Source organism: Acinetobacter sp. GQ146, assembly GCF_059758585.1.
The window spans coordinates 75608-101116 of the sequence record NZ_JCAXDV010000008.1 but is presented as its reverse complement, the minus strand read 5'-3'; the positions used below and the strand labels follow the sequence as shown (position 1 = coordinate 101116).

24 protein-coding genes are annotated in these 25509 nt (G+C 40.0%); 16 read left to right on the top strand and 8 right to left on the bottom strand.

Translation table 11 applies throughout. The features are described from left to right. Window positions 1-3: 3 nt before the first annotated feature. The 9 genes from ung to pyrF all read left to right on the top strand — a co-directional run bounded on the left by ung (window position 4) and on the right by pyrF (window position 7358). Window positions 4-717: a uracil-DNA glycosylase gene (gene ung, locus AC6CHI_RS13125; protein WP_458892344.1), complete on the top strand. Its 714-nt coding sequence runs from the start codon at window positions 4-6 to the stop codon at window positions 715-717. After that, window positions 714-1838, top strand: a complete 1125-nt coding sequence (locus AC6CHI_RS13120; protein ID WP_458892345.1) for an enoyl-CoA hydratase/isomerase family protein — start codon at window positions 714-716, stop codon at window positions 1836-1838. Before ung ends, AC6CHI_RS13120 begins: the two co-directional genes overlap by 4 nt. Before the next feature lie 4 nt (window positions 1839-1842). After that, window positions 1843-2343 (top strand): tRNA adenosine(34) deaminase TadA, encoded by a 501-nt coding sequence (gene tadA / locus AC6CHI_RS13115; protein ID WP_458892346.1) that lies wholly within the window; start codon window positions 1843-1845, stop codon window positions 2341-2343. Window positions 2344-2417: 74 nt separating this feature from the next. Continuing rightward, the gene (locus AC6CHI_RS13110) at window positions 2418-2849 is read left to right on the top strand and encodes an SRPBCC family protein (protein ID WP_498121763.1); all 432 of its coding nucleotides are present in this window, start codon (window positions 2418-2420) and stop codon (window positions 2847-2849) included. Between the two features lie 18 nt (window positions 2850-2867). Beyond that, the gene (cmk, locus tag AC6CHI_RS13105) at window positions 2868-3551 is read left to right on the top strand and encodes a (d)CMP kinase (protein ID WP_498121761.1); all 684 of its coding nucleotides are present in this window, start codon (window positions 2868-2870) and stop codon (window positions 3549-3551) included. A gap of 110 nt (window positions 3552-3661) precedes the next feature. Beyond that, the gene (gene rpsA / locus AC6CHI_RS13100) at window positions 3662-5338 is read left to right on the top strand and encodes a 30S ribosomal protein S1 (RefSeq protein WP_458892349.1); all 1677 of its coding nucleotides are present in this window, start codon (window positions 3662-3664) and stop codon (window positions 5336-5338) included. A 161-nt stretch (window positions 5339-5499) separates the two neighbouring features. After that, entirely contained in the window at window positions 5500-5805 is a 306-nt protein-coding gene (locus tag AC6CHI_RS13095; RefSeq protein WP_458892350.1) for an integration host factor subunit beta, read from the top strand. Window positions 5806-5822: 17 nt separating this feature from the next. After that, entirely contained in the window at window positions 5823-6188 is a 366-nt protein-coding gene (locus AC6CHI_RS13090; RefSeq protein WP_498121760.1) for a lipopolysaccharide assembly protein LapA domain-containing protein, read from the top strand. 489 nt (window positions 6189-6677) lie between these two features. Continuing rightward, on the top strand, window positions 6678-7358 hold the full coding sequence (gene pyrF, locus AC6CHI_RS13085; RefSeq protein ID WP_498121758.1) for an orotidine-5'-phosphate decarboxylase: 681 nt from the start codon (window positions 6678-6680) through the stop codon (window positions 7356-7358). Window positions 7359-7421: 63 nt separating this feature from the next. Here pyrF and AC6CHI_RS13080 read toward each other — a convergent pair whose 3' ends face one another. Beyond that, window positions 7422-8330, bottom strand: a complete 909-nt coding sequence (locus tag AC6CHI_RS13080; protein ID WP_498121757.1) for a LysO family transporter — start codon at window positions 8328-8330, stop codon at window positions 7422-7424. Window positions 8331-8530: 200 nt separating this feature from the next. Here AC6CHI_RS13080 and AC6CHI_RS13075 point away from each other — a divergent pair, with 200 nt between their 5' ends. The 3 genes from AC6CHI_RS13075 to AC6CHI_RS13065 all read left to right on the top strand — a co-directional run bounded on the left by AC6CHI_RS13075 (window position 8531) and on the right by AC6CHI_RS13065 (window position 13297). Next, window positions 8531-9538, top strand: coding sequence for an AraC family transcriptional regulator (locus tag AC6CHI_RS13075; protein WP_498121755.1), 1008 nt, complete (start codon window positions 8531-8533; stop codon window positions 9536-9538). Window positions 9539-9621: 83 nt separating this feature from the next. Beyond that, the gene (gene zapE, locus AC6CHI_RS13070; protein ID WP_498121753.1) at window positions 9622-10770 is read left to right on the top strand and encodes a cell division protein ZapE; all 1149 of its coding nucleotides are present in this window, start codon (window positions 9622-9624) and stop codon (window positions 10768-10770) included. Between the two features lie 361 nt (window positions 10771-11131). Beyond that, window positions 11132-13297 carry a malate synthase G gene (locus tag AC6CHI_RS13065; protein WP_498121751.1) on the top strand — a complete coding sequence of 722 codons (2166 nt, stop codon included), beginning with the start codon at window positions 11132-11134 and terminating at the stop codon, window positions 13295-13297. A 176-nt stretch (window positions 13298-13473) separates the two neighbouring features. Here AC6CHI_RS13065 and AC6CHI_RS13060 read toward each other — a convergent pair whose 3' ends face one another. Further along, the gene (locus tag AC6CHI_RS13060; RefSeq protein ID WP_498121750.1) at window positions 13474-13938 is read right to left on the bottom strand and encodes a MarR family winged helix-turn-helix transcriptional regulator; all 465 of its coding nucleotides are present in this window, start codon (window positions 13936-13938) and stop codon (window positions 13474-13476) included. A gap of 765 nt (window positions 13939-14703) precedes the next feature. On the opposite strand from AC6CHI_RS13060, the gene AC6CHI_RS13055 reads away from it, so the two are divergent. Beyond that, window positions 14704-16236 (top strand): TerC family protein, encoded by a 1533-nt coding sequence (locus tag AC6CHI_RS13055; protein WP_498121748.1) that lies wholly within the window; start codon window positions 14704-14706, stop codon window positions 16234-16236. 93 nt (window positions 16237-16329) lie between these two features. Here the strand turns inward: AC6CHI_RS13055 and AC6CHI_RS13050 are convergent, their stop codons facing one another. After that, window positions 16330-17196: an alpha/beta hydrolase family protein gene (locus AC6CHI_RS13050; protein WP_498121747.1), complete on the bottom strand. Its 867-nt coding sequence runs from the start codon at window positions 17194-17196 to the stop codon at window positions 16330-16332. A gap of 106 nt (window positions 17197-17302) precedes the next feature. Between AC6CHI_RS13050 and AC6CHI_RS13045 the strand changes: the two genes are divergently transcribed. Then, window positions 17303-17761 (top strand): hypothetical protein, encoded by a 459-nt coding sequence (locus AC6CHI_RS13045; protein WP_498121745.1) that lies wholly within the window; start codon window positions 17303-17305, stop codon window positions 17759-17761. 41 nt (window positions 17762-17802) lie between these two features. On the opposite strand, the gene AC6CHI_RS13040 is transcribed toward AC6CHI_RS13045, so the two are convergent. Further along, window positions 17803-18045, bottom strand: a complete 243-nt coding sequence (locus tag AC6CHI_RS13040; RefSeq protein ID WP_458892362.1) for a hypothetical protein — start codon at window positions 18043-18045, stop codon at window positions 17803-17805. Window positions 18046-18534: 489 nt separating this feature from the next. Then, window positions 18535-19827 (bottom strand): branched-chain amino acid transport system II carrier protein, encoded by a 1293-nt coding sequence (brnQ, locus tag AC6CHI_RS13035; protein ID WP_498121743.1) that lies wholly within the window; start codon window positions 19825-19827, stop codon window positions 18535-18537. A 301-nt stretch (window positions 19828-20128) separates the two neighbouring features. On the opposite strand from brnQ, the gene map reads away from it, so the two are divergent. Beyond that, window positions 20129-20926, top strand: a complete 798-nt coding sequence (gene map / locus AC6CHI_RS13030) for a type I methionyl aminopeptidase (protein ID WP_498121742.1) — start codon at window positions 20129-20131, stop codon at window positions 20924-20926. A 259-nt stretch (window positions 20927-21185) separates the two neighbouring features. On the opposite strand, the gene AC6CHI_RS13025 is transcribed toward map, so the two are convergent. Beyond that, window positions 21186-22091 carry a LysR family transcriptional regulator gene (locus AC6CHI_RS13025; RefSeq protein ID WP_498121740.1) on the bottom strand — a complete coding sequence of 302 codons (906 nt, stop codon included), beginning with the start codon at window positions 22089-22091 and terminating at the stop codon, window positions 21186-21188. A 140-nt stretch (window positions 22092-22231) separates the two neighbouring features. Here AC6CHI_RS13025 and AC6CHI_RS13020 point away from each other — a divergent pair, with 140 nt between their 5' ends. Continuing rightward, window positions 22232-22555 carry a hypothetical protein gene (locus AC6CHI_RS13020; RefSeq protein WP_498121739.1) on the top strand — a complete coding sequence of 108 codons (324 nt, stop codon included), beginning with the start codon at window positions 22232-22234 and terminating at the stop codon, window positions 22553-22555. A gap of 50 nt (window positions 22556-22605) precedes the next feature. Here AC6CHI_RS13020 and glnG read toward each other — a convergent pair whose 3' ends face one another. Together glnG and glnL are read right to left on the bottom strand one after the other, a co-directional pair. Next, window positions 22606-24081, bottom strand: coding sequence for a nitrogen regulation protein NR(I) (gene glnG / locus AC6CHI_RS13015; RefSeq protein ID WP_458892367.1), 1476 nt, complete (start codon window positions 24079-24081; stop codon window positions 22606-22608). Then, the gene (gene glnL / locus AC6CHI_RS13010) at window positions 24068-25177 is read right to left on the bottom strand and encodes a nitrogen regulation protein NR(II) (protein ID WP_498121737.1); all 1110 of its coding nucleotides are present in this window, start codon (window positions 25175-25177) and stop codon (window positions 24068-24070) included. The genes glnG and glnL overlap by 14 nt, the downstream gene beginning before the upstream one ends. Between the last annotated feature and the right edge of the window lie 332 nt (window positions 25178-25509).

Below are 25509 nucleotides of genomic sequence, written 5' to 3'. Positions count from 1 at the left end.
AGCATGTCTTATACCGATCAACAACTTCACAAGTTGGATAAAGTCCAGCTTGATGAAAGTTGGAAATATGGACTCAGCGATTTCTTGCTCAGCCCGAAAATGGATGAGTTAAGAGAGTTTTTGCTGTTAGAGAAGCAAGCGCAGAAAGAAATCTATCCACCGAGCGGTTTGATTTTTAATGCATTCAATACGACACCTTTAGCACAAGTGAAGGTCGTGATTCTTGGGCAGGATCCTTATCATGGTCCGAATCAAGCCCATGGATTAAGCTTTTCGGTGCAAAAAGGTGTTGCACTTCCGCCATCTTTGCGCAATATTTTTCACGAATTACATGCAGATGTGGGTGTTGATATTCCTCGTCACGGTGATTTAACGCACTGGGCAGAGCAGGGAGTATTGTTACTTAACAGTGTACTGACTGTGGAAGCTGGGCAACCAACATCACATCAAAAGCGCGGTTGGGAACATTTCACGGATCATGTAATTGATGTATTAAATGAGCAACGAGAGCATATTGTATTTATCCTTTGGGGTGCATATGCTCAACGAAAGGGACAAAGAATTGACCCAAATAAACACCTGATTTTAAAAGCAGCACACCCATCTCCGCTGGCTGCAAATCGTGGTGGTTTTTTTGGCTGTAAAGTCTTTTCTAAAACAAATAATTATCTTAAACAAAATGGCATTGAGCCTATTGATTGGCAGCTGGACGCATGACACATTCTCCCGTACTAAAAAGTTATCATCCTGACATTCTTGTAGAAGAGGCGGTAAATGGTTGGCGTATTGTGCGTCTGAACCGCCCAAAGTCATTACATGCTTTAGATGAGTCAATCGTAACGGCTTTATTAGAGGTCTTTCAGGACTTTCATCATGACGATCAAGTCAAAGCCATTTGGCTGGATTCAACCACACCAAAAGCATTCTGTGCAGGTGGTGATGTACGTAAATTACGCCAGTTAGTGATTAACTCTGAAGTAGATGCTGCAAATAAATTCTTTGAGCAAGAATATGCACTGGATTTGTTGCTGCATAACTATGCGAAACCAGTATTGGTTTGGGGTGAAGGTTATGTCATGGGTGGTGGTTTAGGTCTATTTATGGCGGCGCCATTCCGTATGGTGACCCCATATTCACGTCTTGCCATGCCAGAAATCAATATTGGTTTATATCCTGATGTCGGGGCGACACGCTTCTTGGCAGACCGTGGTGCAATTGGTTTATTTACAGGTTTAACCGGCTCTATCATGACTGCTGCGGGTGCTTATAGCATTGGTTGGGCGACGCATATTTGTGATGCGCATCGTGATAAGGTATTAGATAAACTCATCAATATTGATTGGGGGCATTACCCTGCAGGTGATTTCCGTGCAATTGATGATACTTTAAATAGTTTACATCGTCCTGTAGGTCCTGGACCGCTACAGAATTCTTTGGATGTAATTCAAAGTGTCTGTCGTGGTGTCAATTTTGAACATGATTATGAGTCGATCATTGGTTTGCGAGATGCGCGCAGTGATTGGTTACGTCAAGCCAGCGAAAACTTGCAAAAAGGTTCTCCAGCTACGGCTGCGCTCACTTGGTTGTTGTGGCAGTGGGGTAAGCAGGTTCACTCTTGGAATGAAGTCTTTGAATTAGAAACCCAAATTTCTAACTGGAAAATTCGCCATGCTGACTTTGTCGAGGGGGTGCGTGCGCGTCTAGTCGATAAAGATTTGGCTCCAGAATGGGATAAAGGCACAGATTTATCCTTAAAAGGTATCCTGTCTGCTAACCCGCCAGTGACCACAATTGACAGCTGGAATCAATTGTTAAAACAATATGGTGTAATTGCCTAACTTAATGTCTGAATTCGAACTTTATTCCGATGAGTATTGGATGCAGCTTGCCTTTGAGCAGGCTGCAATCGCAGCATCTCAGCAGGAAATTCCTGTAGGGGCAGTTTTGGTCAGCCAAAATCAGATTTTGGGTAGTGGTCATAATGCTCCTATTTCAAAAATGGATCCTACTGCACATGCAGAAATTCAAGCTATTCGCCAAGCATGTCAGCATATGCAGAACTATCGCTTACCTGAAGACTCTGTGCTGTATGTCACTTTAGAGCCTTGTACGATGTGTGTTGGTGCGTTGATTCACGCGCGTGTTTCACGGGTGGTATTTGCCGCATTGGAACCCAAGGCTGGTTCCTTGGTGAGTGCGCGTAAATTGTTAGAAACAGGGTATTACAATCATCAATTTGATGTTGTGGCAGGTTGTTTGCAAGAGCAATGTTCACAGCAGTTGACTGAATTTTTTAAAATGCGCCGCGAGCAAAAAAAGCAAGAAAAGAAACTTGCAAAATAGAATATCTCCTAACTTCTTGATGAATATCATGTAGAATCTCATGACAATAATAATTGTCAAATTAGGAGAGTCATGTGGATTCTATCCAAGTACAGAAAAAATTTAATGCACCTCTTCAAGATGTATTCAATTTGTTGGCGCAGCATGCAACCTATAATGTTGCTTTTGCCCCGATACAGGTTGAACGCATTGTAGATTCATCAGATCCGCAACGTCCTGATGGACTCGGCTCGGTACGACGTTTAGGCTTTGGACCAGTCAAGCCACTCAAAGAAGAAATTACCCTGATGCAAGAAAACCAGCGAATTGAATATAAAATTATTCAGAATCCTTTAATTAAGCATCATATTGGTATTATTCAGTTCGAAGCTTTAAATCCAGAGTCGACAATGGTGACGTATACGATTGAATTGCAAGCACGTGTACCTTTTGTAAATAAATTAATTCTTGCACAGCTTAAATCTGCGATTAAACTAGGTTTTTCAAAACTCGCAAAATCTATATAAGGCAATAACGGAAAGGCAATGACAGTTAAGATTATTACCATCGATGGACCAAGTGGTTCAGGTAAAGGTACGCTCGCGGCAAAGCTGGCTCAGCATTATCAGTTTCATCTTTTAGATTCTGGTGCTTTGTACCGTTTATTGGGTTTGTCGTTGCATAAGCAAAACTTATTAGATGAATTAGAACAGCAGCTCGAGCGCTGTGCCGAAATTGCAACAAATTTAGACATAAAATTTGTGACAACTGCCAATGGAACGCAAGTTTTGCTGGATGGAGATGATGTAACGCAGACAATTCGCACAGAACGTGTCGGAGAGTTTGCTTCAAAAGTTGCAGCAATTCCAGTGCTTAGAACAGCATTATTTGAGCGCCAACGTGCTTTTGCGCAATTGCCAGGCTTGGTTGCTGATGGTCGAGATATGGCCACTGCGATTTTTCCAGAAGCTCAAGCCAAGATTTATTTGACGGCATCAGCACAATCTCGGGCAGAGCGTCGAGTAAAACAGTTGCAGGGTATGGGGCTGGATGTTAAAATAAACGACATTTTAGCTAATATTGAAGCTCGCGACAAACGAGACATGGAGCGAGAAGTTGCTCCACTCAAGCCAGCGGCAGATGCTTTTATTATTGATAGCTCTGAATTAAACATTGATGAAGTGTTTAATCTGATGACTCAATATATAGACAAGCGGTTAGCGAAGTAAAGAAATTTTTAGCGAAAGCATAGCTTGATCAGTTTTTATAAGGGACTATGTAGACGCATAACTAAACCGGCCTTGTCTGATCCAAGACCGCATACTTTATCGGGTATATCATGACCGAATCTTTTGCAGCCCTCTTTGAAGAAAGCGAATTAAACCTCAACGTTGAAAAGGGTGCTGTCATCCAAGGCGTTGTAGTAAGCATCGACTCTGACTGGGTAACAGTTGACACTGGCCTTAAATCTGAAGGCGTAGTTGACCGTGCTGAATTCTTAAACGAACAACGTGAACTTGAAGTTCAAGTTGGCGATACAGTTGATGTTGTTGTTGAAGCTCTTGACAACGGTATGGGCCAAACTGTTTTATCACGTGAAAAAGCGAAGCGTGCTGAAACTTGGACTAAACTCGAAAAAATCTTTGAAGATGGCGAAATCGTTACTGGTGTTATCTCTGGTAAGGTTAAAGGCGGTTTCACTGTTGACATCGGTCCAGTTCGTGCGTTCTTACCAGGTTCTTTGGTAGATACTCGTCCTATCCGTGACACGACTCACCTTGAAGGTAAAGAGTTAGAATTCAAAGTAATCAAACTTGATGCAAAACGTAACAACGTTGTTGTATCTCGTCGTGCTGTTATGGAAGCTGAATCTTCAGCTGACCGTGAAGCTCTTCTTGCTCAGCTTGAAGAAGGTCAAACAGTTACAGGTACAATTAAGAACCTTACTGACTACGGCGCGTTCGTTGACCTTGGCGGTATCGATGGTCTTCTTCACATTACTGACATGGCTTGGAAACGTATCAAGCACCCATCAGAAGTTGTTGAAGTTGGTCAAGAAGTTACTGTTAAAGTACTTAAATTTGACAAAGAGCGTAACCGCGTATCTTTAGGTCTTAAGCAATTAGGCGAAGATCCATGGTTAGCGATCATGAGCCGTTACCCTAAAGGTTCTATCGTTAAAGCTCGCGTAACTAACTTAACTGACTACGGTTGCTTCGCTGAAATCGCTGAAGGCGTTGAAGGCTTAGTACACGTTTCAGAAATGGACCACACAAACAAAAACATCCACCCATCTAAAGTTGTTCAGATCGGTGACGAAGTTGATGTTATGGTTCTTGAAGTTGATGAAGAGCGTCGTCGTATTTCTCTTGGTATCAAACAAACTCGTGCTAACCCATGGGAAGAGTTTGCTAAGAACCACGACAAAGGCGAAAAAGTTTCTGGTACGATCAAATCTATCACTGACTTTGGTATCTTCATCGGTTTACCTGGCGGTATCGACGGTCTAGTTCACTTGTCTGATATTTCTTGGAACGAACAAGGCGAAGAAGCTATCCGTCGTTACAAGAAAGGTGACACTGTTGAAGCGGTTATCTTGTCTGTAGACGCTGAAGGCAACCGTATCAGCCTTGGTATCAAGCAATTGAACAGCGATCCATTCAACGATTTCTTAGCTGCTAACGAACGTGGTGCTTTGGTTAAAGGTACTGTAACTGCAGTTGACGCTAAAGGCGCTACTGTTAAGTTGGCTGACGAAGTAGAAGCTCAATTAAAAGCTTCTGAAATCAACCGTGATCGCGTTGAAGATGCAACTAAATTCTTAGAAGTTGGTCAAGAAGTTGAAGCGAAAATCATCAACGTTGATCGTAAATCTCGCTCTATCAACTTGTCTATCAAAGCGAAAGACGAAGCTGAAGAGAAAGAAGCAGTTGCTAACTTGAAAACAGCTTCTGCATCTCAAGACAATGGTCCTAAGACTATTGGTGACTTGATCAAAGCTCAAATGAACCACTAAGTAGGTCGTATAAAATGTATTGTTAATGTAAATTAACTAATACTTTTTACACAAATACTGTAAACGGTAGCGTAGTATTTAATTATTGCGCTACCGTTTTGTATTTAAACAGGTTATTATCAGTTTAGGTACAAGTAGCTTGATAATTAAAGAGGTCGCCGATGACTACTGAAGCACTTAATAAGTCTGACTTAATTGAGCGTATTTCTCTAAAAAACCCGCATTTAGCGGAACCATTAGTGGAAGAAGCTGTTAAGATTATGATTGATCAAATGATCGCATCACTTTCGTCTGATAGCCGTATTGAAATTCGTGGTTTTGGTAGCTTCGCTTTACATCATCGTGAACCACGTATTGGTCGTAACCCGAAGACAGGAAAATCTGTTGAGGTTGCTGCTAAAGCAGTACCGCATTTCAAGCCTGGTAAGGCACTTCGTGATGCAGTGAATGAAGCAATAAATAAATAATAACAAGTGGGGTGTCTATGCGTTATGTGTTAGTCGCTATATTAATCATTTTATTTGGTTACTCCTTGGCCTTGGTTTTACAAAATGGCACTGAGGTTACGGTCGATTTGTTGTTTACACAAGTTCCAGCAATGCGTTTAGGCTTGGTTTTATTACTGACTTTGGCATTGGGTGTAGTAGTCGGATTATTACTTGGTGTTCAAGTATTCCGAGTGTTTCAAACAAGTTGGGAGATTAAGCGGTTGCGTAAAGACATCGATCATCTACGTAAAGAGCAGATACATGCGGCACAATTGGCTGCTGCTGAAGCTGCGGCAAATGTGAGACACGAGAAAACAGTCATGGATATTCAACCAGACAATAATCCACGTACTCCATTGTAATTAAGAATTGATATGATCTTAACAATTCGATGATGTTAATGATCTGTATTGAATAGCTCTACATGTGAATGTTAGAGCTATTTTTTTACTTATGAAAAGTCTAAACAGCCTAAACCTAAAAATGCAGTCATAATCATTGTGATAAGAATCACGATCATTAAAGAAAATTTTTTCTATGTAAAATAAGCGTAATTAAGCCATTAATAGTTTTACGCATGCCACTAAATTCATTTTTGGTGAATAAGGTTGGTTCGAGTGGATTGAAGTGCGGAATCTGTGTTTTGGGGTGAGGGTGATTACATTTGTTATCCTGCTGATCAAGTGCATATTGTTGATGTCTTGGAAGTTGATACAAGGTCTATGCGTATATCGGACCTAAGATGAGGGATGCCCCATTCAAGGTTTTTTTCATTATCCGAGCTTTCGCGCTTTGTTGATTGAGTTAATCACTTTATAATTAGCCGATTTTTATGTGATGGAACTAGACACGTGAGTATTATTGTTGCCCTAGACGCAAAAAGCCAATATGACGCCTTAACAATTGTAGATCAGCTTGATCCATCACTTTGTCGAGTTAAGGTGGGTAAAGAGCTTTTTACTCATGAAGGCCCATCTATTGTTAAAAATTTACAAGACAAAGGTTTTGAGGTTTTTCTAGATCTTAAATTTCATGATATCCCAAATACCACTGCTCAGGCTGTGTGCGCTGCTGCAGATTTAGGTGTGTGGATGGTGAATGTGCATGCCTCGGGTGGTCGTAAAATGATGGAAACCTGCGTAGAACGCTTAAAAGCGGGTAATTACCAAACCCAATTAATCGCGGTGACTGTTTTAACTTCAATGGGGCGTGAAGATTTACGCGATATCGGTTTAGATATCGAGCCAGTGGAACAAGTTAAGCGTTTGGCTAAGCTAACTCAAGAAAGTGGTTTGGATGGTGTGGTATGTTCAGCACAAGAAGCTAAACTACTTCGTGAGATGTTGGGACAGGATTTTGCTTTGGTGACCCCGGGGATTCGTCCAGAAGGTGCAAATGCAGATGATCAAAAACGCATTGTAACGCCTAAACAGGCGATGTTAGATGGTTCAACACATTTGGTGATTGGTCGCCCGATTACACAGTCGGCAAATCCAAGCCAAACTTTGCGCGATATTCTTGGTACAATCTAAGCTTCTTAGAGATTGTTATTAAAAAGCCGACATGAATGTCGGCTTTTTTTATATTAATGCATTTTAAATGGCGGCTAAAATACTGACCGCAATAGGAGCAAGTATTGAAAGAATAAAACCACTGACCATAGCGTGTGGAATGAAATCATTACCGCAAGCTTGTTTAACCATTGGAAGTGAAACATCCATCGCGGTTGCTGCTGCTGAAGCAATTGCAGAACGTGGGTAACGCCAACCAATACAATACATTAGTAAAATTGCGATAATTTCGCGGAACAAATCATTGATTAAGGCAATACTTCCAAGTTCTGCCGATTTAAGCTCAGAAATCACAATCCCGCTCATCGAGTAAAAACCATATCCTTGGGAGAGCATGATAATGTCTTTGAGCTGAATGTGCTTGAGAAACAGGCTCGCTAGCAAAGCCCCTGCGATTGACCCGATGATACAGCCGAAAGGTACAAGTAAAATTTTCAGGTTAAGCCAAGATCGATCTAATGGACTAAAGGCAAGATCAAGTCCAATCAAAAACATAAACACCAGTAAAAGGTACCAAGTATTTACTTGAAAACTAACGGCATGATGCTCGAGGGTTTTCGCAATAATAAAACCAACGGCTAGGGCTAAACAGGCATAAGAAATGCTTAGAAAAGATTTTAACAGTAGTGCGAGTGAGATTTTGCCTGACATGGGTTGTAGGCCGATAAACTTATATAAGGCAAAGCAGCAAAAAAAAGCACCGAGTGTTGTGAATAAGGCTAAAGTGATCGCACTGCTGAGGATTTGTGAAGACCCGCTCATATCTTGTAGGGCATGGGTGAATTCCATGCTTATTGCAATGAGTAGGATATAAGAAAAATAGGGCAATACTTTAAAGCAAAACTGGATAAATGCTGTTGGAATTTTTTTCGCAAAAATATACCCAGTGGCTAAACAGACAAGTAGTTGGGTGATCAGAATAAGGGCTTGCATAGATGAAAGGATTTATTAGAGTTACATCATCATAACGTAATGCTATGGATTATACAGGTATCTAAAATAAATATAGTGATAGATTAAGTCTGCCAAGAAGGCTGTAATATTTTTATACGATTGTAGTTTGATAGATTCGGCAATTTCCAAATGCTTAGAATTGGGTTAAAAAATGGGTTCTAAACCTTATTGAAACAAATATGAAAAGATCCATCCTCAGTCTAATGTATTTAATACAAGCAATGCGTAAAGCTGAGATTGATGTTGATCAGCAATTGAGTAGTATTGGTTTAAGTGCAGATGCGCTGGATTCGACAGCGATTATTCACCCGCGTTTAGAGCGAGATGTATTAAAGGTCTTAGGACAGAATATTGCGCCTGAACGGGGACTTTATATAGGTCAGCATTATGCTCTAGCTGGCTATGGACCTTTGTTAATGTTGTTGGTCACCAGTGATACCATAAGAACGGCTTTGGAAAAAGTCATAGCGTATCAGCCTTTAACGCATTTAACGGCAAAGTTAAGCCTGAAGTTTCAAAATCATCAGGTGGCATTGTGTTATGACGCACCGGATTTAACGGATGAATTAAATATGCTCCGTGCGCAATCTGAATTGGCTGGAACGTATAAATTTATTCGAGAATTATATAAAAAAATGGGGCTTTCCGTACCGCAGTTAAAAGTCGAACTGCCGTTTGCACCGCCTGAGAATAGTGAAATCTTGTCTATATATCAGGCGTATTACGGGGCTGAAATCGTATTTTCGCAGCAACAAGCAGCGTTCTGGTTTGATGAGGCGGTACTGGATATTAAAATACCATCAGCGGATCAGATGACTTTTCGGATTTACGATTACAAATGTAAGGCGGAAATGAAGCGGCTCTTACAAGAGCCAGCATTGCCTGATTTGGTAGAGCGTGTGCATGATTATTTGGATTTACAGCATGGCTCTATTCCGACTATGGCAGAAACCGCTCAAGCATTACATATTCCTGAACGTACATTGAGACATCAATTACAGCAGTTAAACAGCAGTTATAAACAAATTCGTGAGCAATTGATCAAAGAGAAAGCTTTGAGGTTAATTGAATATCAGGAGTACACCATAGAAATGATAGCTGAGTTACTGGGTTATTCTGAACCTGCAGCCTTTAACCATGCCTTTAAACGTTGGTTTGGTCGAAGTCCAAGGCAGTATTCTAAGTAGCTTTTTGGCACTCATGCCAAAGTTTTATTTATTGTTTCTTAATTTTCGTTATACTTTCGTCAGACCAAAATAGTAATCAAGATATGTCGGATTTAAATCTTCACAGCACCGCCTTTGCACCCTTATCGCCAGCTGAACGTTATGCGCAAGCCTTGGCTTCTGGACAATTTATGCCCGATGAAGCACAAGCTCAAGCTGTGCATGAATTAGATCGTGTCTGGCAAGAATTGATTCAGCGCTATAAAGCATCGAAGAAAGCATTCCGTCGCTTTCGTCGTCAAACTTCCCCGCAGGGTGTGTATATGTGGGGTGGGGTGGGTCGTGGTAAAACATGGTTGATGGATCAATTTTATGAATCGATTCCATTCCGTCGTAAAACACGTATGCATTTTCACCACTTTATGCAATTTGTGCATCGTGAATTAAATAAATTGTCAGGTCAGCGCAATCCGCTAGATGCTGTGGCAGATCAAATTTACAAAGATGCAGTAATCATATGTTTTGATGAATTTTTTGTGTCGAACGTGACTGATGCAATGATTCTAAGTGATTTGTTCCAAAAGTTATTTAGCCGCGGTGTTACTTTAGTGGCAACTTCGAATATTGCTCCAGATGGTTTATATAAGAATGGCATTCATAGAGATCGCTTCATTCCCACGATTGAGATGGTGAAGAAGAACTGTGCTATTTTAAATGTAGACGCTGGGGTTGATTATCGTTTGCGCGTGTTAAAACAGGCGCAGTTGTTCAAGCATCCGCTGACACATGATCATAAGGTCTGGATTGCGCAACGTTTTACGGCATTAACTCAAACACAACACCAATCACAAGAACCGATTGTGATTAATAGCCGTTTAGTTGAAACGATTGGTCATACCGAAGATGTTTTATGGTGTGAATTCTCGGAATTGTGTTTTAAACCAAGAAGTCCTGCTGATTTCATTGAGATTGCAAATATCTATAACACGGTATTGGTGAGTAATGTTCCGCATCTAACGGATTATTTATCTGAAGGAACCCGCCGATTTATTTATCTGGTTGATGAATTTTATGACCGAGGAGTCAAATTATTGCTGACTTCGGAAGATGCGATCATTGATATTTATCAAGGGGATAAATTGGCATTTGAAATTGAGCGGACGCGTTCAAGATTGCTGGAAATGCAGTCGGACGAATATTTGCATTCAGAGCATCGTTTAATTGAGAAATCTGCTAAAGATTTTAACGAATAAATAAAAAAACGCCATGAAATGGCGTTTTTTTATGGCTAAAAGTATTGTATGTTAAATCGACATTTTGCTTGTTTATAGGAAATGGTGGGGATTCAACAAGAAATGATAATAAGTAATTGGGATGAGTTTGTTGTGTGTTCTGAACTTAAGTCTAATTTCGACATTTCTAAAACTTAATACACTGTAAAAAGAGTATTCATGGAAGTAATAATACAAGCTTAATAGCATTTAATTTGATGATGTCAATATTTATTTTAAAGAAAATGCTTACTATTTAGGAATGTGATATTACTATTCAGCAAAGTATAAATCGGTATACTAGAATCTCTTGTTATAAAAAGTAGCAATATCAGGAAAGACAATGACTGTACGTATTCAAAAAGGTAAGTTAGCGATTGCTAAAGAACTTTACGATTTCATCGAGAATGAAGCTTTACCAGGTTCTGGTTTGGACAGCGAAACATACTGGAAAAACTTTGAGCAAGTCGTTGTTGATCTTAGCCCAAAAAATAAAGCGCTTTTAGCAAAGCGTGAAGATCTTCAGGCTAAAATTGATGAATGGCACCGCAACAACACATTTGAATTAGAGGCTTACAAAGCTTTCCTTAAAGAAATTGGCTACTTGTTACCAGAAGTAGAAGATTTCCAGATCAGCACAGAGAATGTTGATGAAGAAATTGCTCTATTGGCAGGACCGCAATTGGTTGTGCCTGTGCGTAATGCTCGTTATTGCTTAAACGCGGCAAATGCTCGTTGGGGTTCACTCTACGATGCACTTTACGGTTTTGACGTCATCTCGGAAGAAGGTGGTGCAGAAAAAGGCAAGGGGTATAACCCGGTACGTGGTGACAAAGTTATCGCGTTTGCTAAAAACTTCTTAAATGAAACTTTCCCGCTTGCTCAAGGCTCACATGCTGATGCAACTCGTTATGCAGTGGAAAATAACAAATTAGTTGCAACGCTGAAAGACGGTTCAACAACTGGCTTGGCACATGAAGCACAATTTGTGGGCTTTAATGGCGAAGAGGCGAGTCCATCAGAAGTTGTACTGCTCAATAACGGCTTACATGCGATTATTGAAGTAGATGCGACAAGTCCAGTTGGTCAAACGGATGCGGCTGGTGTAAAAGATTTAGTGCTTGAAGCCGCAATTACGACTATTCAGGATTTAGAAGATTCTGTTGCTGCTGTAGATGCTGAAGAAAAAGTAGAAGGCTACCGTAACTGGTTGGGCTTAATGAAGGGTGATTTGCAAGAATCTATCGAGAAAAATGGTAAGACCATTACTCGTAGCTTGAATAAAGACCGTACCATTAAGAACTTGATTGGTGGTACAACCACTTTACATGGTCGTTCATTAATGCTTCTCCGTAATGTTGGTCACCTGATGACTAACCCAGCAATTTTGGTTGATGGCGAAGAGATTTTTGAAGGAATTATGGATGCTTTGGTAACGCCATTACTCAGCGTTGCGGACATTCGTGGTGAAAACGAGAATAAAAACTCTCGTAAAGGTTCAATGTATATCGTTAAACCGAAAATGCACGGTCCAGAAGAAGTTGCCTTTGCGGTTGAGTTATTTGAGCGCGCAGAGCAAGCCATTGGTTTACCGGCTAAGTCTATTAAAATCGGTATTATGGATGAAGAGCGTCGCACATCAGTGAACTTGAAGAACTGTATTGCGGCGGCAAAAGATCGTACGATCTTTATTAATACGGGCTTTATGGATCGTACTGGTGATGAAATCCATACGTCTATGGAAGCTGCGGCAGTCGTTCGTAAAGAAGCAGTGAAAACACAAAAATGGATCGCAGCATACGAAAACCGTAACGTTGCCATTGGTTTAGCGTGTGGCTTACAAGGTAAAGCGCAAATTGGTAAAGGTATGTGGCCTAAGCCAGATAGTATGAAGGATATGTTGGCGACTAAGGCGGCTCATCCAAATGCTGGAGCTTCGTGTGCTTGGGTACCATCTCCGACTGGTGCTGCGCTTCACGCTATGCATTACCATCAAGTGAATGTTAAGGCACGTCAAGACCAATTAAAAGCAGAAGAAATGCTTTCTTTGGATGATTTGTTAACACCTCCATTTGCATCTGACACCAATTGGTCAGCCGAAGAAATTAACAACGAACTTGAAAATAACTGTCAAGGTATTTTGGGTTACGTGGTACGTTGGGTTGATTTGGGTGTGGGTTGTTCGAAAGTTCCAGACATCAATAACGTAGGTTTGATGGAAGACCGTGCAACATTACGTATCTCTTCGCAACATGTTGCGAACTGGTTGCGTCATGGCATCGTTACTCGTGAACAGGTTGAAGAAGTTCTTAAGCGTATGGCAAAAATTGTCGATGGTCAAAATGCTGATGATCCATTGTATACACCAATGGCAACAGATTTTGATAACAATATTGCCTTCCAGGCGGCTTCAGATTTGATCTTTAAGGGTGGTGTACAACCTTCAGGTTATACTGAGCCGTTGTTACATGCTGCACGTTTAAAATTAAAAGGTTATACAGGCGACTAAGTTGCTTGTTAAGAAAAAAGCCTCTTCGGAGGCTTTTTTTATGGGGAAAATATATGGCATAGAGGTGCGGATAGGTGGTGAAGAGCTTAAAGCTATATTTCGGATTACTAAAGTAATAGCCTGATCGACTTATCGTTTAATATTAAGTAGATCAGGAGGTTATCTGGGGGAATAATTTAACGGTTGAGATTGTTAAAAATGTGCTTCAGGCTATCCATCATTTTTTCTATCTGAAGTGGAGTAAGACCTTCAAAAGATTGTTCTAACACTGCATTAGTTAAATCATTAATTTTATAAGTCATTTCATTGCCCTTTTCCGTTAGTACAACACGGGTGATTCGGGCATCATCTTCACAAGAGTAAGTATTAACTAAACCTTCATCCTTGAGTCGGTAAACGATTTTAGTTGTGGTCGACATTTTTGAAACGACCATGTCGGAGAGCTCTGAAACACTAGCATGTGGTTTGGATTTGAGTGCGAGCAAGATACGACGGCGTGAATTGTCTAGACCATATTTTTTTAGGACTTGATCGACCTTTTGTACGTGCTGCGAATAAACTTGAGTCACCCAAAAAAACGGGAAATTTTCTAAGGTGAAGTCATCAGAGCTTGGTAAAAACTTCGCATACTTTTTAGTCATTTGTGATTTCCGTCATTTATTTTTATATTACTTAATTTTATGAGGAAAAACTCACGTTAAGCAATATAATTGTGATGAAATTGTTGAAAACAAAGAGGTTGGTCTGAGTTTTAAGCCAAATTAAGCGGGACGACAATGTATTTCTGTTGTTGCTCGTTTATTCTTATGCACTTCAAATTTCCATTGTTTATCGTCCAAGCATTGGCAATAGAATCAATGGTCGTGAAGGTTAATGCTTGTTCCTTTGCCATAGCAATTCATCCTGTAAATTTGTTGTATTTGAATTGCACGCATGCACCGCTTAGGGGGTAACAACAGCATGGCAAAACAAACTTCTTGTTATTTTAGTGTAAAAAAATAATTTTAAAACTGGCTTTGTTTACAAAACATTTCAATTGTTAGTCACATTAATATAAGAAATTAATTCATTTATTTTTGAAATATTTTTATATAACAATAACTTATTTAAGTTCATTTCCTTTTTAAAAATCATGAAATGTGGATGGTGACTGAATGGTTTTCTTGTTTTGTGACAATCAACTTAATCAGTGTTGTTGAATTGTACATTTAAATATTATGTGAATCTATGTGTGAAATCAAATCTAATCTTTTGATTTTGTAAAAAAATAAAAAAAGTAATTACAAAGTCTTAAGAGTATGCATAATAAAACCGTCTATAGTTGAAAAGAGGTTATACATGGATCCGTCGCCGTGCAGGTCTAGTTTGTCGAATTTACACCTTGAGTTTTTTGAGGTGGTGAAATAATGGAATTCTTATTAGATCCAGGTATTTGGGTTGGTTTGCTTACCCTAATCGTTTTAGAAATTGTCTTAGGTATTGATAACCTAGTCTTTATTGCCATTTTGGCCGATAAATTACCACCAGAACAACGTGATAAAGCACGTGTTATTGGTCTTTCTCTCGCATTAATTATGCGTTTAGGGCTTTTGTCCGTTATTTCTTGGCTGGTCACATTGACTAAGCCGCTGATACAAATTGCAGATCTATCATTTTCGGGGCGAGATTTAATTTTGCTCTTTGGTGGCTTGTTCTTGGTTTACAAGGCTGTGACGGAATTGCATGAGAAGATGGAGGGTAAGCCCGAAATCAAATCAACCTCATCGGTTGTCTATGCAGGTTTCTGGGCTGTTGTGGCGCAAATCATTGTCCTTGATGCGGTCTTCTCGCTCGACTCGGTTATTACTGCCATTGGTATGGTGGACAATATTTATGTGATGATGGCGGCAGTGACGATTGCAGTAATCGTGATGTTGTTTGCATCAAAGCCACTAACCAGTTTTGTGAACCGTCATCCAACAGTAGTTATTCTTTGTTTAAGCTTTTTATTGCTGATCGGGATTAGTTTGATTGCTGAAGGCTTTGGTTTCCATATTCCAAAAGGCTATATTTACTCGGGTATTGGTGTGGCTATTTTGATTGAAGCCTTTAATCAATATTCAAAACGTAATGTGGCGAAACATGAATCTAAAATACCACTGCGTCATCGTACTGCGGATTCAATCTTAAAATTGATGGGTGGTAAAGTTGAGTCATCCCAATTAGATGCTGAGCAAATTGAAGCACAAGAAGCATTTGCTGCTGAAGAGCGTTATATGATTGGAGGGGTGTTAACCTTAGCTGAGCGCTCAGTCGCTTCAATCATGACGCCGCGAAATCAAATTTCTTGGGTGGATATTAATGATACTCCCGAGAAGATTCGTGAGCAGGTTTTGGCGGTTCCACATAGTTTATTTCCAGTTTGTCGCGGCAGTTTGGATAAAGTAATTAGTGTGGTACGTGCTAAAGAGTTATTGGATGTCTTGGATGATGGCGAAGAAGCTTTAAAAGCTTTGATTAAGCGTCAGCGCCCGATTTTCATTTTTGAAAAAATGAAGGTTATTGATGCCATTAATACCCTTAGAACTTCAAAAGGTTCTTTGGTTTTGGTGACCGATGAATTCGCAAATGTTAAAGGTTTGATTTCTCCTTTGGATGTCTTTGAGGCAATCGCAGGTGAATTCCCTGATGCAGATGAGCAGCTTGATTTAGTCAAGATTGATGCAGAAACTTGGAAAGCATCAGGAATGCTAGATTTATACCAATTAGAACTTGAATTGGGAATGCTGGATCTGGTTGAAGAAGATGCGGGTTATATGAGTGTTGCCGGCTTGATTCTGGATAAGACCCAAGGTGATGTCAAGGTGGGTACCCAATTAGATTATCATGGCGTTCACTTTGAAGTGACTGAACTGGATGAGAATCGAATTAAATATGTCACGATTATTTATCGTCACTAAATTTGATTGATAAAAAAGCCCGAAATTCTCGGGCTTTTTTTATAAAAAGGTTATTAAGCAAGATTGGAGCGTGTTGTTGGCTAAATGTCGAAACTAGATCCTGAATTGTTGTTCAATAACTTGCCATAAGTTGCGGTGTGATTTGCGGAACATGTGCATATGGCCAATGCTTTTGTGCTGATATTGCTGAGGTTTAAGTTCAATCATAGAGGTAGTGGCATTTGGATAGAGCTGAAGAAAAGCATTTACATTAGCAGGGGTAGCAATTTCATCATCAGAGGCCCAAATGGCAGTAATCGGGCATGTAATTTCAGTATGAAAGTCCGGTAGTTTTTCTTTTTTCACCGCATGCATGACATAACCCTGTGTCCCGCAAAATTGTGCCCATTGTTTGGCAACCTTCTTGGGTAGATTTTCTCCCATTCCAATCATTTTGGTTGCACCATAGCCTTTCAGTTTGTTAGAAATTGGGAAAACAATATGAAACATAACTGGTGCAAGAAATTTGGTTTTACCTTTGAGGTTGTGAACATGACCTGTGGAACCTGCTACGGCAATGACTTTGGCGACTTTAGCATGGTTGGGGCTAATGCCTAAAAGTTGCCCGCCCGCGCTATGACCGAGCAAAATCATTTTTTCTTTAGCGGTATGTGCGAGTAAGCAGTCTATCGCTGCTGTAATGTCTAATTGACCCCAGTCAACAATACTGGCATTAGACTGTTTAAGTGGACCGTGAAGGGAAGCACCGATACCTCTAAAGTCAAAACTCATGACGGTGTAGCCCAAGCTACTCAGCCATTCTGCATAAGCATGATAAAACTCCTTAACAATTCCGGTTGCAGGGCAAATCAGGACTGGAAAGGGTTGATTTGCGCTATTGGGGGTGTGATAGAGTTTGGCGCTGAGTAGGTATCCATCTGCACATTTGATTTGAATGGACTTGGGTGAGGTGGTATTCATTATGACTATTCGATTCGTTGTTTGTCATTACTTTATCTAAGTTCTAAAAAGAAACTTGTATAATCTGTGACTTTAAAGTCAAAAATAACAGAAGAAAAGGGTAGGTATGGAGTTAAATGGATGGACATTTGCGGTGAAAATTTCCGTGATTTTTAGTGGGGTATTTTTATGGGTAGGCATGCTGACAGGGGTTTGGAAATATTGGCAGATCAAACAATCAGTACAAGCGCGTGCCCATTATTATGTAGACATTGCACATCGCAGTAGTTTGTTGTACGCCCCTGCAAGTTTAATTATAGCTGTGATGGCTAAGCTTACGGTTTGGTCTGAAAGTTGGACGACGGTATTTGTGCTGACTAATCTAATATTTTTTAGTGCTTCAATTGTTAGTTATATTCTGCATGGTTTTTTGAAAGATACTTCCAATCAATTTAAAATTCCACACCAGCTAGGGAGTCGGATTTTACCGAAATGGATGATGTTGTGCTTTATGCTGGCTTTGATTGTAGGGGAATTATTTGCAACGGGGATGTTGCTTATAGGCACAATTTTATATTTATTTTGAGAAATACAGTTTTAAAGATGGATGAATAATCATCCATCTTGTTAATCGGTTTGCTTGGACTTTTTCTGGGAACGATATTTCTGATCAATAATCGCCCAGCTATAAAATGCAGCAGAGACAAAAAGCGCGTAGGCAAAATATTCGGCTTTTAGGTGTCCTTGAATTAATCCATGAAATAGCAAAGTTAACATTAAGGCCACAGTGGTGCTTAAATAGGTGACCATGTTTTTATTTGCCTTCAGAGCGTTAATGAAGACTTGCTTGTTGAAATGTAATGATAACATCTCCATCCCTCCTATAAGTTTGACCGAAATCTAAGTGTTTTGGTCGGATTGGTTACTTATGTTGTACTGCGTATTTAAGGGTATTTCAATAGCGAATACCTTTATTTAATGAAAAAAGTATTGCATATATGAAAATTTATATGTTGGATTGTTTATTTTATAAATAGTTCATATTTCATTTGGTAATGAAATTCCCAGCATACTGTGATTACACGATATGCATGTTTAAACTAGATTTATATGCCTGACACTTAGCCTAATCCGATATTCGGAAAAACTTAATTGTGCTTAAGTCTTATAAAGCAAAAATTAGACCAGTTTTTGATGGGAGAGGGATTTGCAGATTGTGGGTGATCACTCGCAGGGCGAGTTATTGCTTGAAGCTGCGAAAAGTAAACAATAAAGGTTGATTTGGGTAAAACCGACATTTATTGGTCACACTTAAAATCGTCTTTGGGTAAAATCGGATTTTAATCACAAATTGAAAGTTTATTTTCTAAATTTGTCGCAGATCAAAGCAATAACCAAGACCACTAAAGATGGGATTAGCCACGCGAGGTTTTGTTCATTTAAAGGCAAATGTTGAATTGCTTCAGGTAAAAAAGCATTTAATTCAGCAGCTTTTAAGCCTTCTAGAATGCCAAAGATAAAGGCAATCGCTGTTACAGGGGCAATTACAGCAGGTGGATTTTTCCAGAACTTAGCAAAGAAGCTCAGCATAATGACCACGATTGCTGGTGGATAAATTGCACATAATACAGGTACTGACACGGCAATCAGTTTGGTTAAACCTAGGTTTGAAATGAGTAGAGAAAAACCAATCAAAATGAAGACTAAAACTTTATATGGAATTTTAGTCAGTTCTGAAAAGTATTCTGCACAAGCACAAGTTAAACCAATTGCGGTTACCATGCAGGCAAGGAAAATCATACCTGTTAGGAAGATTGAGCCCAAATCACCAAAAGCATGTTGTACATAAGCATGCAAAATAATTGCGCCATTGGCAGCATTTGGTGCAACTTCGTGGCTGCCTAAGCCTAGCTTAAATAAACTGAGATAAACCAGTGTTAAGCCAATACCGGAAATAAGGCCTGCAATGACCGCGTATTTGGTCACGAGTTTTTTGTCAGTAACACCACGTGAGTGAATCGCGTGAATAATCACAATACCAAAAACTAATGCGCCTAAAGTGTCCATGGTAAGGTAACCATTGACAAAGCCTTCAGATACAGGGCTTGTTGCATAATTATGAATTGCTGGTGGAATGTATCCAGCTGGAATTAAGAATGCAGCTATACCAAGAATAGCTAGAGAAATGATCTTAATTGGTGCAAGGAAATGTCCCACGGTATCCAGTAGTTTGTTTGGATATAGTGAAACCAAAGTCACAATAGCAAAATAGATGACACTGTAAATAAACAGGCTATTTGCTGATGTACCAAAATAAGATGAGAACCCAATTTCATAAGAAACTGTCGCGGTTCGTGGTGTGGCAAAGAGTGGTCCAACAGCCAAATAACAGACAACTGTTAAGATTAAGCTGGCAACTCGGCCTAGGGGTGAGCTAAGCAGTTGAATTGAACCTTCAACACGTGAAAGTGCAATAATGGTAATTACAGGTAAACCAACAGCAGTAACGAGAAAGCCAGCGGCAGCTAGCCAAACGTGTTCACCTGCTTGTTGAGCAACAATAGGAGGAAAGATAATGTTGCCTGCTCCAATGAACAGAGCAAAGGTCATAAAACCTAAGGCAATAATATCTCTAGTACGAAGATTCGTCATATCAGGAGAAGCATTGACTCAAAACACGCGATTCTAGTAGAAAAATAAGGACTTGGGAAAATTTTTTATAGGTAATATGAATTTTTTTTATACAATCTTTCGAGTATTTAAGGGTGTGTTTTAAATATATTGCTGAAAATTGGTGAAAAAATGCTAAACAGGCTGTTTAGAAGGTTTATATTTTTATGTCGCAAATGACCTGCATTTCTTGAGTCTGGTTGGAAATGGGGAGGAGATTGCGAATACGGCTTTTTTTAATGAAAAGGATTATAATGCCAGCATCATTTAAGAGGGTGAGGATATGCTAGCTGCTTCAGTAGTCATTAAAACTGAACAAGATATTGAAAAACTGCGTGTGTCAGGGCGATTGGCAGCGCAGGTTTTGGCAATGATTGGCGAGCATGTTAAACCAGGGGTGAGTACCGAATATCTGGATGATATTTGTTACGACTATATTGTGAATACCTTAAAAGTCACACCTGCCAATATTGGCTACTATGGTTACACCAAAACCACGTGTATTTCTCCTAATGAGGTGGTTTGTCATGGTATCCCTTCTGCAACTCGAATCTTGCAGGATGGAGATATTATTAATATTGATGTGGCGATCATTAAGGATGGTTATTTTGGTGATACCAGTCGCATGTATTATGTGGGAAGTATAAAACCCGAGGCAAAAAAACTGGTCGATACAACTTACGAAGCCATGCTAGCAGGTATTCAAGCAGTCAAACCTGATGCAACCCTAGGTGATATTGGTTTTGCGATCCAGTCTGTGGCGCAGCGCGAAGGTTTTAGTGTGGTGAAGGATTATTGTGGGCACGGCATTGGAAAGGTTTATCATGAACAGCCAAGTGTTCTGCATTATGGTCAACCAGGACAGGGTTTAAAGCTTAAGCAAGGTATGGTCTTTACCATTGAACCAATGATTAATATTGGTCGGGGTACAGTTAAAGAGCTAAAAGATGGCTGGACTGTGGTGACGACTGATAAATCATTATCGGCACAATGGGAACATATGGTTGCTGTCACGGAAACGGGATTTGAATTGCTCACGCCATGGCCTGAAGGGACTGGAGACTATCCTGAAATCAAGTGACAAAGTGATGAAATTATGCATTAGACTTAAGTCTAATTGGTGTGCTTGATCGGCTATATTAATCGTTATTTTTGATTTATTTAGAATAGGATGATATAGATCGCTGGGCTGTAGAATGTCTGAGTGACTTCTATTATTGTTTTTTTCTATTTGATTGATTTGTGCTCAATCCATAAAATGCACGCCAAGATTCTAGCTGTAGTTTCTTGTTTCTCTTTTTCAAGCTTATCCTCCTCGGATAAGCTTTTTTTTTGAATATTTATGCAGGATTTCGAGTGAGATGCTCAACAAGATAATCAATAAAGACGCGAACGGCAGGGAGTTGTCCTCTACGTGACGGATAAACGGCATGAAAAATGCCGTGCGGTGCTTTCCACTCAGGCAGTACACGAACTAATTCACCAGTTTTCAGGTAGTCCTGCACAATTGAGTCTGGAAGTAAGGCAATGCCACAGTCTTGACGGGCTAATTGCGCTAGCATCATCAAATCTGAACCCATCACAACTGGATTCACTTTGACTTTTTTCTGATGGTTCTGATTGTCATGTACAATAATTTGCTGATCTAAATGTTCATCGGCCATGCTTAAAATATGATGATGTGCTAAATCTTCAGGCTGTTTTAATTCGCCAAACTGATTTAAGTAAGCTTGGCTGGCGAATAAATGTTGTTCGATATATTCAAACTTTCTTAAAATCAAACTTGGATCATCATCCAGATTTGAACGAACTCGTAGGGCTAAATCAATACCTTCATTAATGACATCGACTCGTCGGTTGCTCACTAAAAGTTGAACTTTAATTTCAGGATATTTCTTGAGAAAGCCCGGCAAAATTTTGGTCATTTCGTTTTGAGCAATCGATACGGGTAAGCTGACTTTAATCACACCGCGAGGTTCTACACTGAGGTGGTCGACTAGGTCATGTGCGGCTTGCGCAGCATTCATCATGACTTGAGCGTGTCGGTAGACATTCATGCCGATTTCAGTCACTGCAAAATGCCTTGAGCTACGTTGTATTAATCGAACACCAAGATGCTCTTCTAAATTATAAACGCGACGACTGAGTTTTGATTTGGGGATATCTGTGGCTCGTTCTGCTGCGCTAAATCCGCCATGTTCGACCACTAGGGCAAAACAATAAAAATCATCAAGATCGGATAACATTTATAATTCCATTTATGCAACGATATTTGAAATTTAGATTTAATGTTGCAACTTGTCAATTTTAAAATCGTATGTGGATGACATATAAATTTTGTGATGAATCCTTTAGACTGCCATTTATTTGCTAAAGATGATGAAAGATGTTTCAACAGATCATTGAGGTGAACTCGGCTGACAGTAATATCTGCTGTCCAATTTGCCAGCATGCAGTGGTGGATTGGTCTGAGGAACAATATGTTCAGCCTTGTGAGCACACTTTGTTTATTGCTATGGATTTGGGTTTTGAGTTTATTGCTGATCGTTTTGAACAGCAGATGCCACGTTCAGTCGATGAAATTCACGCAGATGAATCGGCTAATTTTTTTGAAGAAATCCAGAAAGCTCATTATGAAGGTGTGATTTTGGTGCGTTCGGAGTTGGGTGTCGAGAATATGTATCGTTATACAGGTTTTGCAGCCATTTAAGGGCAGTGATTGAATAAAAAAGCTCCTTAAAGGAGCTTTTTTATTGGGGATTAACCTTCGATTTCTTCTTCGATGTCATCATCCGCCGTATCCATACCGAGTTCTTTGAGTTTGCGGGTCAGTGTATTACGCCCCCAACCTAAAAGTTCAGCCGCATGGCGTTTGCGACCACGCGTTTGTTGTAGCGCGGCATTAATTAAGGTGCGCTCGAACATTGGCGTGGCTATGTCTAAAATTTTCATTTCGCCATTTTTGAGTTTTTGAATTGCCCATTGACCCAATAGCTCATCCCAGTGATGGAGCGAGATACGATCGAAATGAGGTGTTGCAGCTTGTTCAGAAGATTTCTCAATCGGAATTTGTTTCAATTCAGAAGGTAAGTCTTCTGGATAGACTTCACGACCTGTAATCATGACGGTCAACCAGCGACAGGTATTTTCTAGCTGGCGCACGTTACCTGGCCATGGTAATTGCTGCATGTATTCTTGTGTTTCATGACGCAAGATTTTTGGGCTGACCCCAAGTTCTTTACCAGCACGTGCCAAGAAGTGCTGCGCCAGCATAGGAATATCTTCGCTACGGTGCGCAAGTTTTGGAATGTGAATACGAATCACATTAAGGCGATGGTATAAGTCTTCGCGGAAACGACCTTCATTGACCAGCTTTTCTAAATCTTGGTGGGTTGCGGCAACAATTCGCACATCGACTTTTACTGGGATATGTCCACCGACACGATAGAACTCGCCATCTGCCAGGACACGTAATAATCGTGTTTGAGTTTCAAAAGGCATATCGCCAATTTCATCGAGGAATAGCGTGCCACCATTGGCTTGTTCAAAACGGCCTTGACGTTGTGTATTGGCACCGGTAAAGGCACCTTTTTCATGGCCAAATAACTCAGTTTCAATCAGGTCTTTGGGAATGGCAGCCATATTTAAGGCAATAAAAGGTTTGCTGCTACGTGGTGAGTGGCGATGTAAAGCATGTGCCACCAACTCTTTACCAGTACCGGATTCGCCATTAATCAGCACGGTAATATGGGATTGGGACAAGCGACCAATGGCACGGAACACTTCTTGCATTGCAGGAGATTCACCAATAATCTCGGTAGACTGAATTGGTGAAACTGTTTTGGCAGATTCTTGTTGTTGTAGCTTGGTGATGTGCAAGATAGCGCGGTTGACCAATGCTAAAGCTTCATCAATATCAAAAGGTTTCGGTAGGTATTCAAAAGCACCTGTTTGATAACTCGATACAGCTGATTCAAGATCCGAGTGCGCCGTCATAATAATGACCGGTAAATCAGGATAGTTGCTCTTTACTTTTGCTAAAAAGGTCAGACCATCAATTCCCGGCATACGAATGTCAGTTAAAATGACATCAGGGGCATCGGTGGCAAGTTGATCTAAAGCAGATTGAGCTTCTTCAAAACTGGTGACATCGAAACCTTCTTCTTTGAATGTTTTTTCTAGCACCCATCGCATGGCGCGATCATCATCAATTACCCATATTTTATTTCGCGACATGGTTAGACTCCCAAGGTAAATATAAGCTAAATACTGTTTTTCCAGGAACAGATTGACATTCAATCATTCCGTTATGTTGATGCATTATGTTTTGTGCAATACTGAGTCCCAAGCCTGTGCCTTTGGCACGACCTGTGACCAGTGGGTAAAAAACTGATTCTAAAATTTCTTCTGGTACGCCAGGCCCGTTGTCTTCAATGTCGACTCTGACCGCTGAACGATTCAGCACACCATTAATGGTGACCAAACGTTGAATGCGTGTTCTTAACATCAGTTCAGGCTGATGTTCGGTAAAGAAATCTTTATTTTCCATCATAGCCTGTACGGCATTGACGCTGATATTCAGCATTACTTGAATCAGTTGATCTCGATCGGCTTTGACTTCAGGTAGTGACAAGTCATAGTCTCGAGTAATCTTAATTTTCTTTTTGGTTTGATTGGCAATCAGTGAGCGGACGCGTTCCAGGGGTTCATGCACATTCACGGGTTCATAGCTAGGTAATTGACGTGAACCGAGCATGGTATCAGCAAGATTACGCAGTCGATCCACCTCACTAATAATAATGTCAGTGAACTCGGCGTACTCTGGATTATTTAAGCTACGCGCGAGAAGTTGAGTCGCGCCTCGAATGCCACCTAAAGGATTTTTAATTTCATGTGCGACACCACGAATCAGTTGGCGTGCGACTTGATGTTGCTGAATTAAATTTTCTTCTTTGGAAATTTTCAGCATCCGATCAATTGGATTTAGCTCGATTAATAGTAAAGGATGGTAGGGTTTGCCTGCATTGAGTTGAGAGACGGTGTAGTCTACGTGAATGTCTTTGAAGTTAACATTTATTGTCGCTTCACGACGTGTATAAGGTTGACCTGTAGCTAAAGTGTTTAATAATGCTTCTTCTGTATTAAATTCATCATTTGGCATATGCAGCAAATTCAGGACAGGTTGCCCATTTGCTCGCAATAAACTCATATCAAACAATGACTCGCATGATGAGTTTAAATAAAAAATATTAAGTTTACTGTCGACAAGCAAAATTGCGGTGGTCAAATTGTCCACCAAAACGCGGTAGTCGATAGTATGTGGCTGATCCATTAGCGAGGGTATCCTGTGTTAAAATGGCGCAATGGCATCTTCAAAAAGCAATTTATAGTCCAATCTTGGAACGCAATTGATGCAAATTAAGCAAAATGCACGCCAACTTTAAATTCAACGTGTCAAAGTTGAACCTTTATTAAAAAAATGCGCTGAAATTGGACTTTATTAAAATTGTAAGGCGAAGATCTAAGATAAATAACTTTTAAAATGTATCAAAATGGTGCAAATGTAAATATATAAAGCAAACAGTGGATTAATTTTGGTGCATTACACAAAGAGTCGACTTTCCACCTATTCTTATCAATAGAAAAGTCTTACAATACGCGCAT

Excerpts from the sequence above, each read along its gene's own strand:
- ung (WP_458892344.1), top strand. The coding sequence starts at position 4 with ATGTCTTATACCGATCAACAACTTCACAAGTTGGATAAAGTCCAGCTT.
- AC6CHI_RS13050 (WP_498121747.1), bottom strand. The coding sequence starts at position 17,196 with ATGAATACCACCTCACCCAAGTCCATTCAAATCAAATGTGCAGATGGA.
- AC6CHI_RS13075 (WP_498121755.1), top strand. The coding sequence starts at position 8,531 with ATGAAAAGATCCATCCTCAGTCTAATGTATTTAATACAAGCAATGCGT.
- glnL (WP_498121737.1), bottom strand. The coding sequence starts at position 25,177 with ATGGATCAGCCACATACTATCGACTACCGCGTTTTGGTGGACAATTTG.
- AC6CHI_RS13020 (WP_498121739.1), top strand. The coding sequence starts at position 22,232 with ATGTTTCAACAGATCATTGAGGTGAACTCGGCTGACAGTAATATCTGC.
- AC6CHI_RS13080 (WP_498121757.1), bottom strand. The coding sequence starts at position 8,330 with ATGCAAGCCCTTATTCTGATCACCCAACTACTTGTCTGTTTAGCCACT.
- AC6CHI_RS13090 (WP_498121760.1), top strand. The coding sequence starts at position 5,823 with ATGCGTTATGTGTTAGTCGCTATATTAATCATTTTATTTGGTTACTCC.
- cmk (WP_498121761.1), top strand. The coding sequence starts at position 2,868 with ATGACAGTTAAGATTATTACCATCGATGGACCAAGTGGTTCAGGTAAA.
- zapE (WP_498121753.1), top strand. The coding sequence starts at position 9,622 with ATGTCGGATTTAAATCTTCACAGCACCGCCTTTGCACCCTTATCGCCA.
- AC6CHI_RS13025 (WP_498121740.1), bottom strand. The coding sequence starts at position 22,091 with ATGTTATCCGATCTTGATGATTTTTATTGTTTTGCCCTAGTGGTCGAA.
- AC6CHI_RS13060 (WP_498121750.1), bottom strand. The coding sequence starts at position 13,938 with ATGACTAAAAAGTATGCGAAGTTTTTACCAAGCTCTGATGACTTCACC.
- rpsA (WP_458892349.1), top strand. The coding sequence starts at position 3,662 with ATGACCGAATCTTTTGCAGCCCTCTTTGAAGAAAGCGAATTAAACCTC.
- tadA (WP_458892346.1), top strand. The coding sequence starts at position 1,843 with ATGTCTGAATTCGAACTTTATTCCGATGAGTATTGGATGCAGCTTGCC.
- AC6CHI_RS13055 (WP_498121748.1), top strand. The coding sequence starts at position 14,704 with ATGGAATTCTTATTAGATCCAGGTATTTGGGTTGGTTTGCTTACCCTA.
- brnQ (WP_498121743.1), bottom strand. The coding sequence starts at position 19,827 with ATGACGAATCTTCGTACTAGAGATATTATTGCCTTAGGTTTTATGACC.
- AC6CHI_RS13040 (WP_458892362.1), bottom strand. The coding sequence starts at position 18,045 with ATGTTATCATTACATTTCAACAAGCAAGTCTTCATTAACGCTCTGAAG.
- map (WP_498121742.1), top strand. The coding sequence starts at position 20,129 with ATGCTAGCTGCTTCAGTAGTCATTAAAACTGAACAAGATATTGAAAAA.
- AC6CHI_RS13065 (WP_498121751.1), top strand. The coding sequence starts at position 11,132 with ATGACTGTACGTATTCAAAAAGGTAAGTTAGCGATTGCTAAAGAACTT.
- AC6CHI_RS13045 (WP_498121745.1), top strand. The coding sequence starts at position 17,303 with ATGGAGTTAAATGGATGGACATTTGCGGTGAAAATTTCCGTGATTTTT.
- AC6CHI_RS13095 (WP_458892350.1), top strand. The coding sequence starts at position 5,500 with ATGACTACTGAAGCACTTAATAAGTCTGACTTAATTGAGCGTATTTCT.
- AC6CHI_RS13120 (WP_458892345.1), top strand. The coding sequence starts at position 714 with ATGACACATTCTCCCGTACTAAAAAGTTATCATCCTGACATTCTTGTA.
- glnG (WP_458892367.1), bottom strand. The coding sequence starts at position 24,081 with ATGTCGCGAAATAAAATATGGGTAATTGATGATGATCGCGCCATGCGA.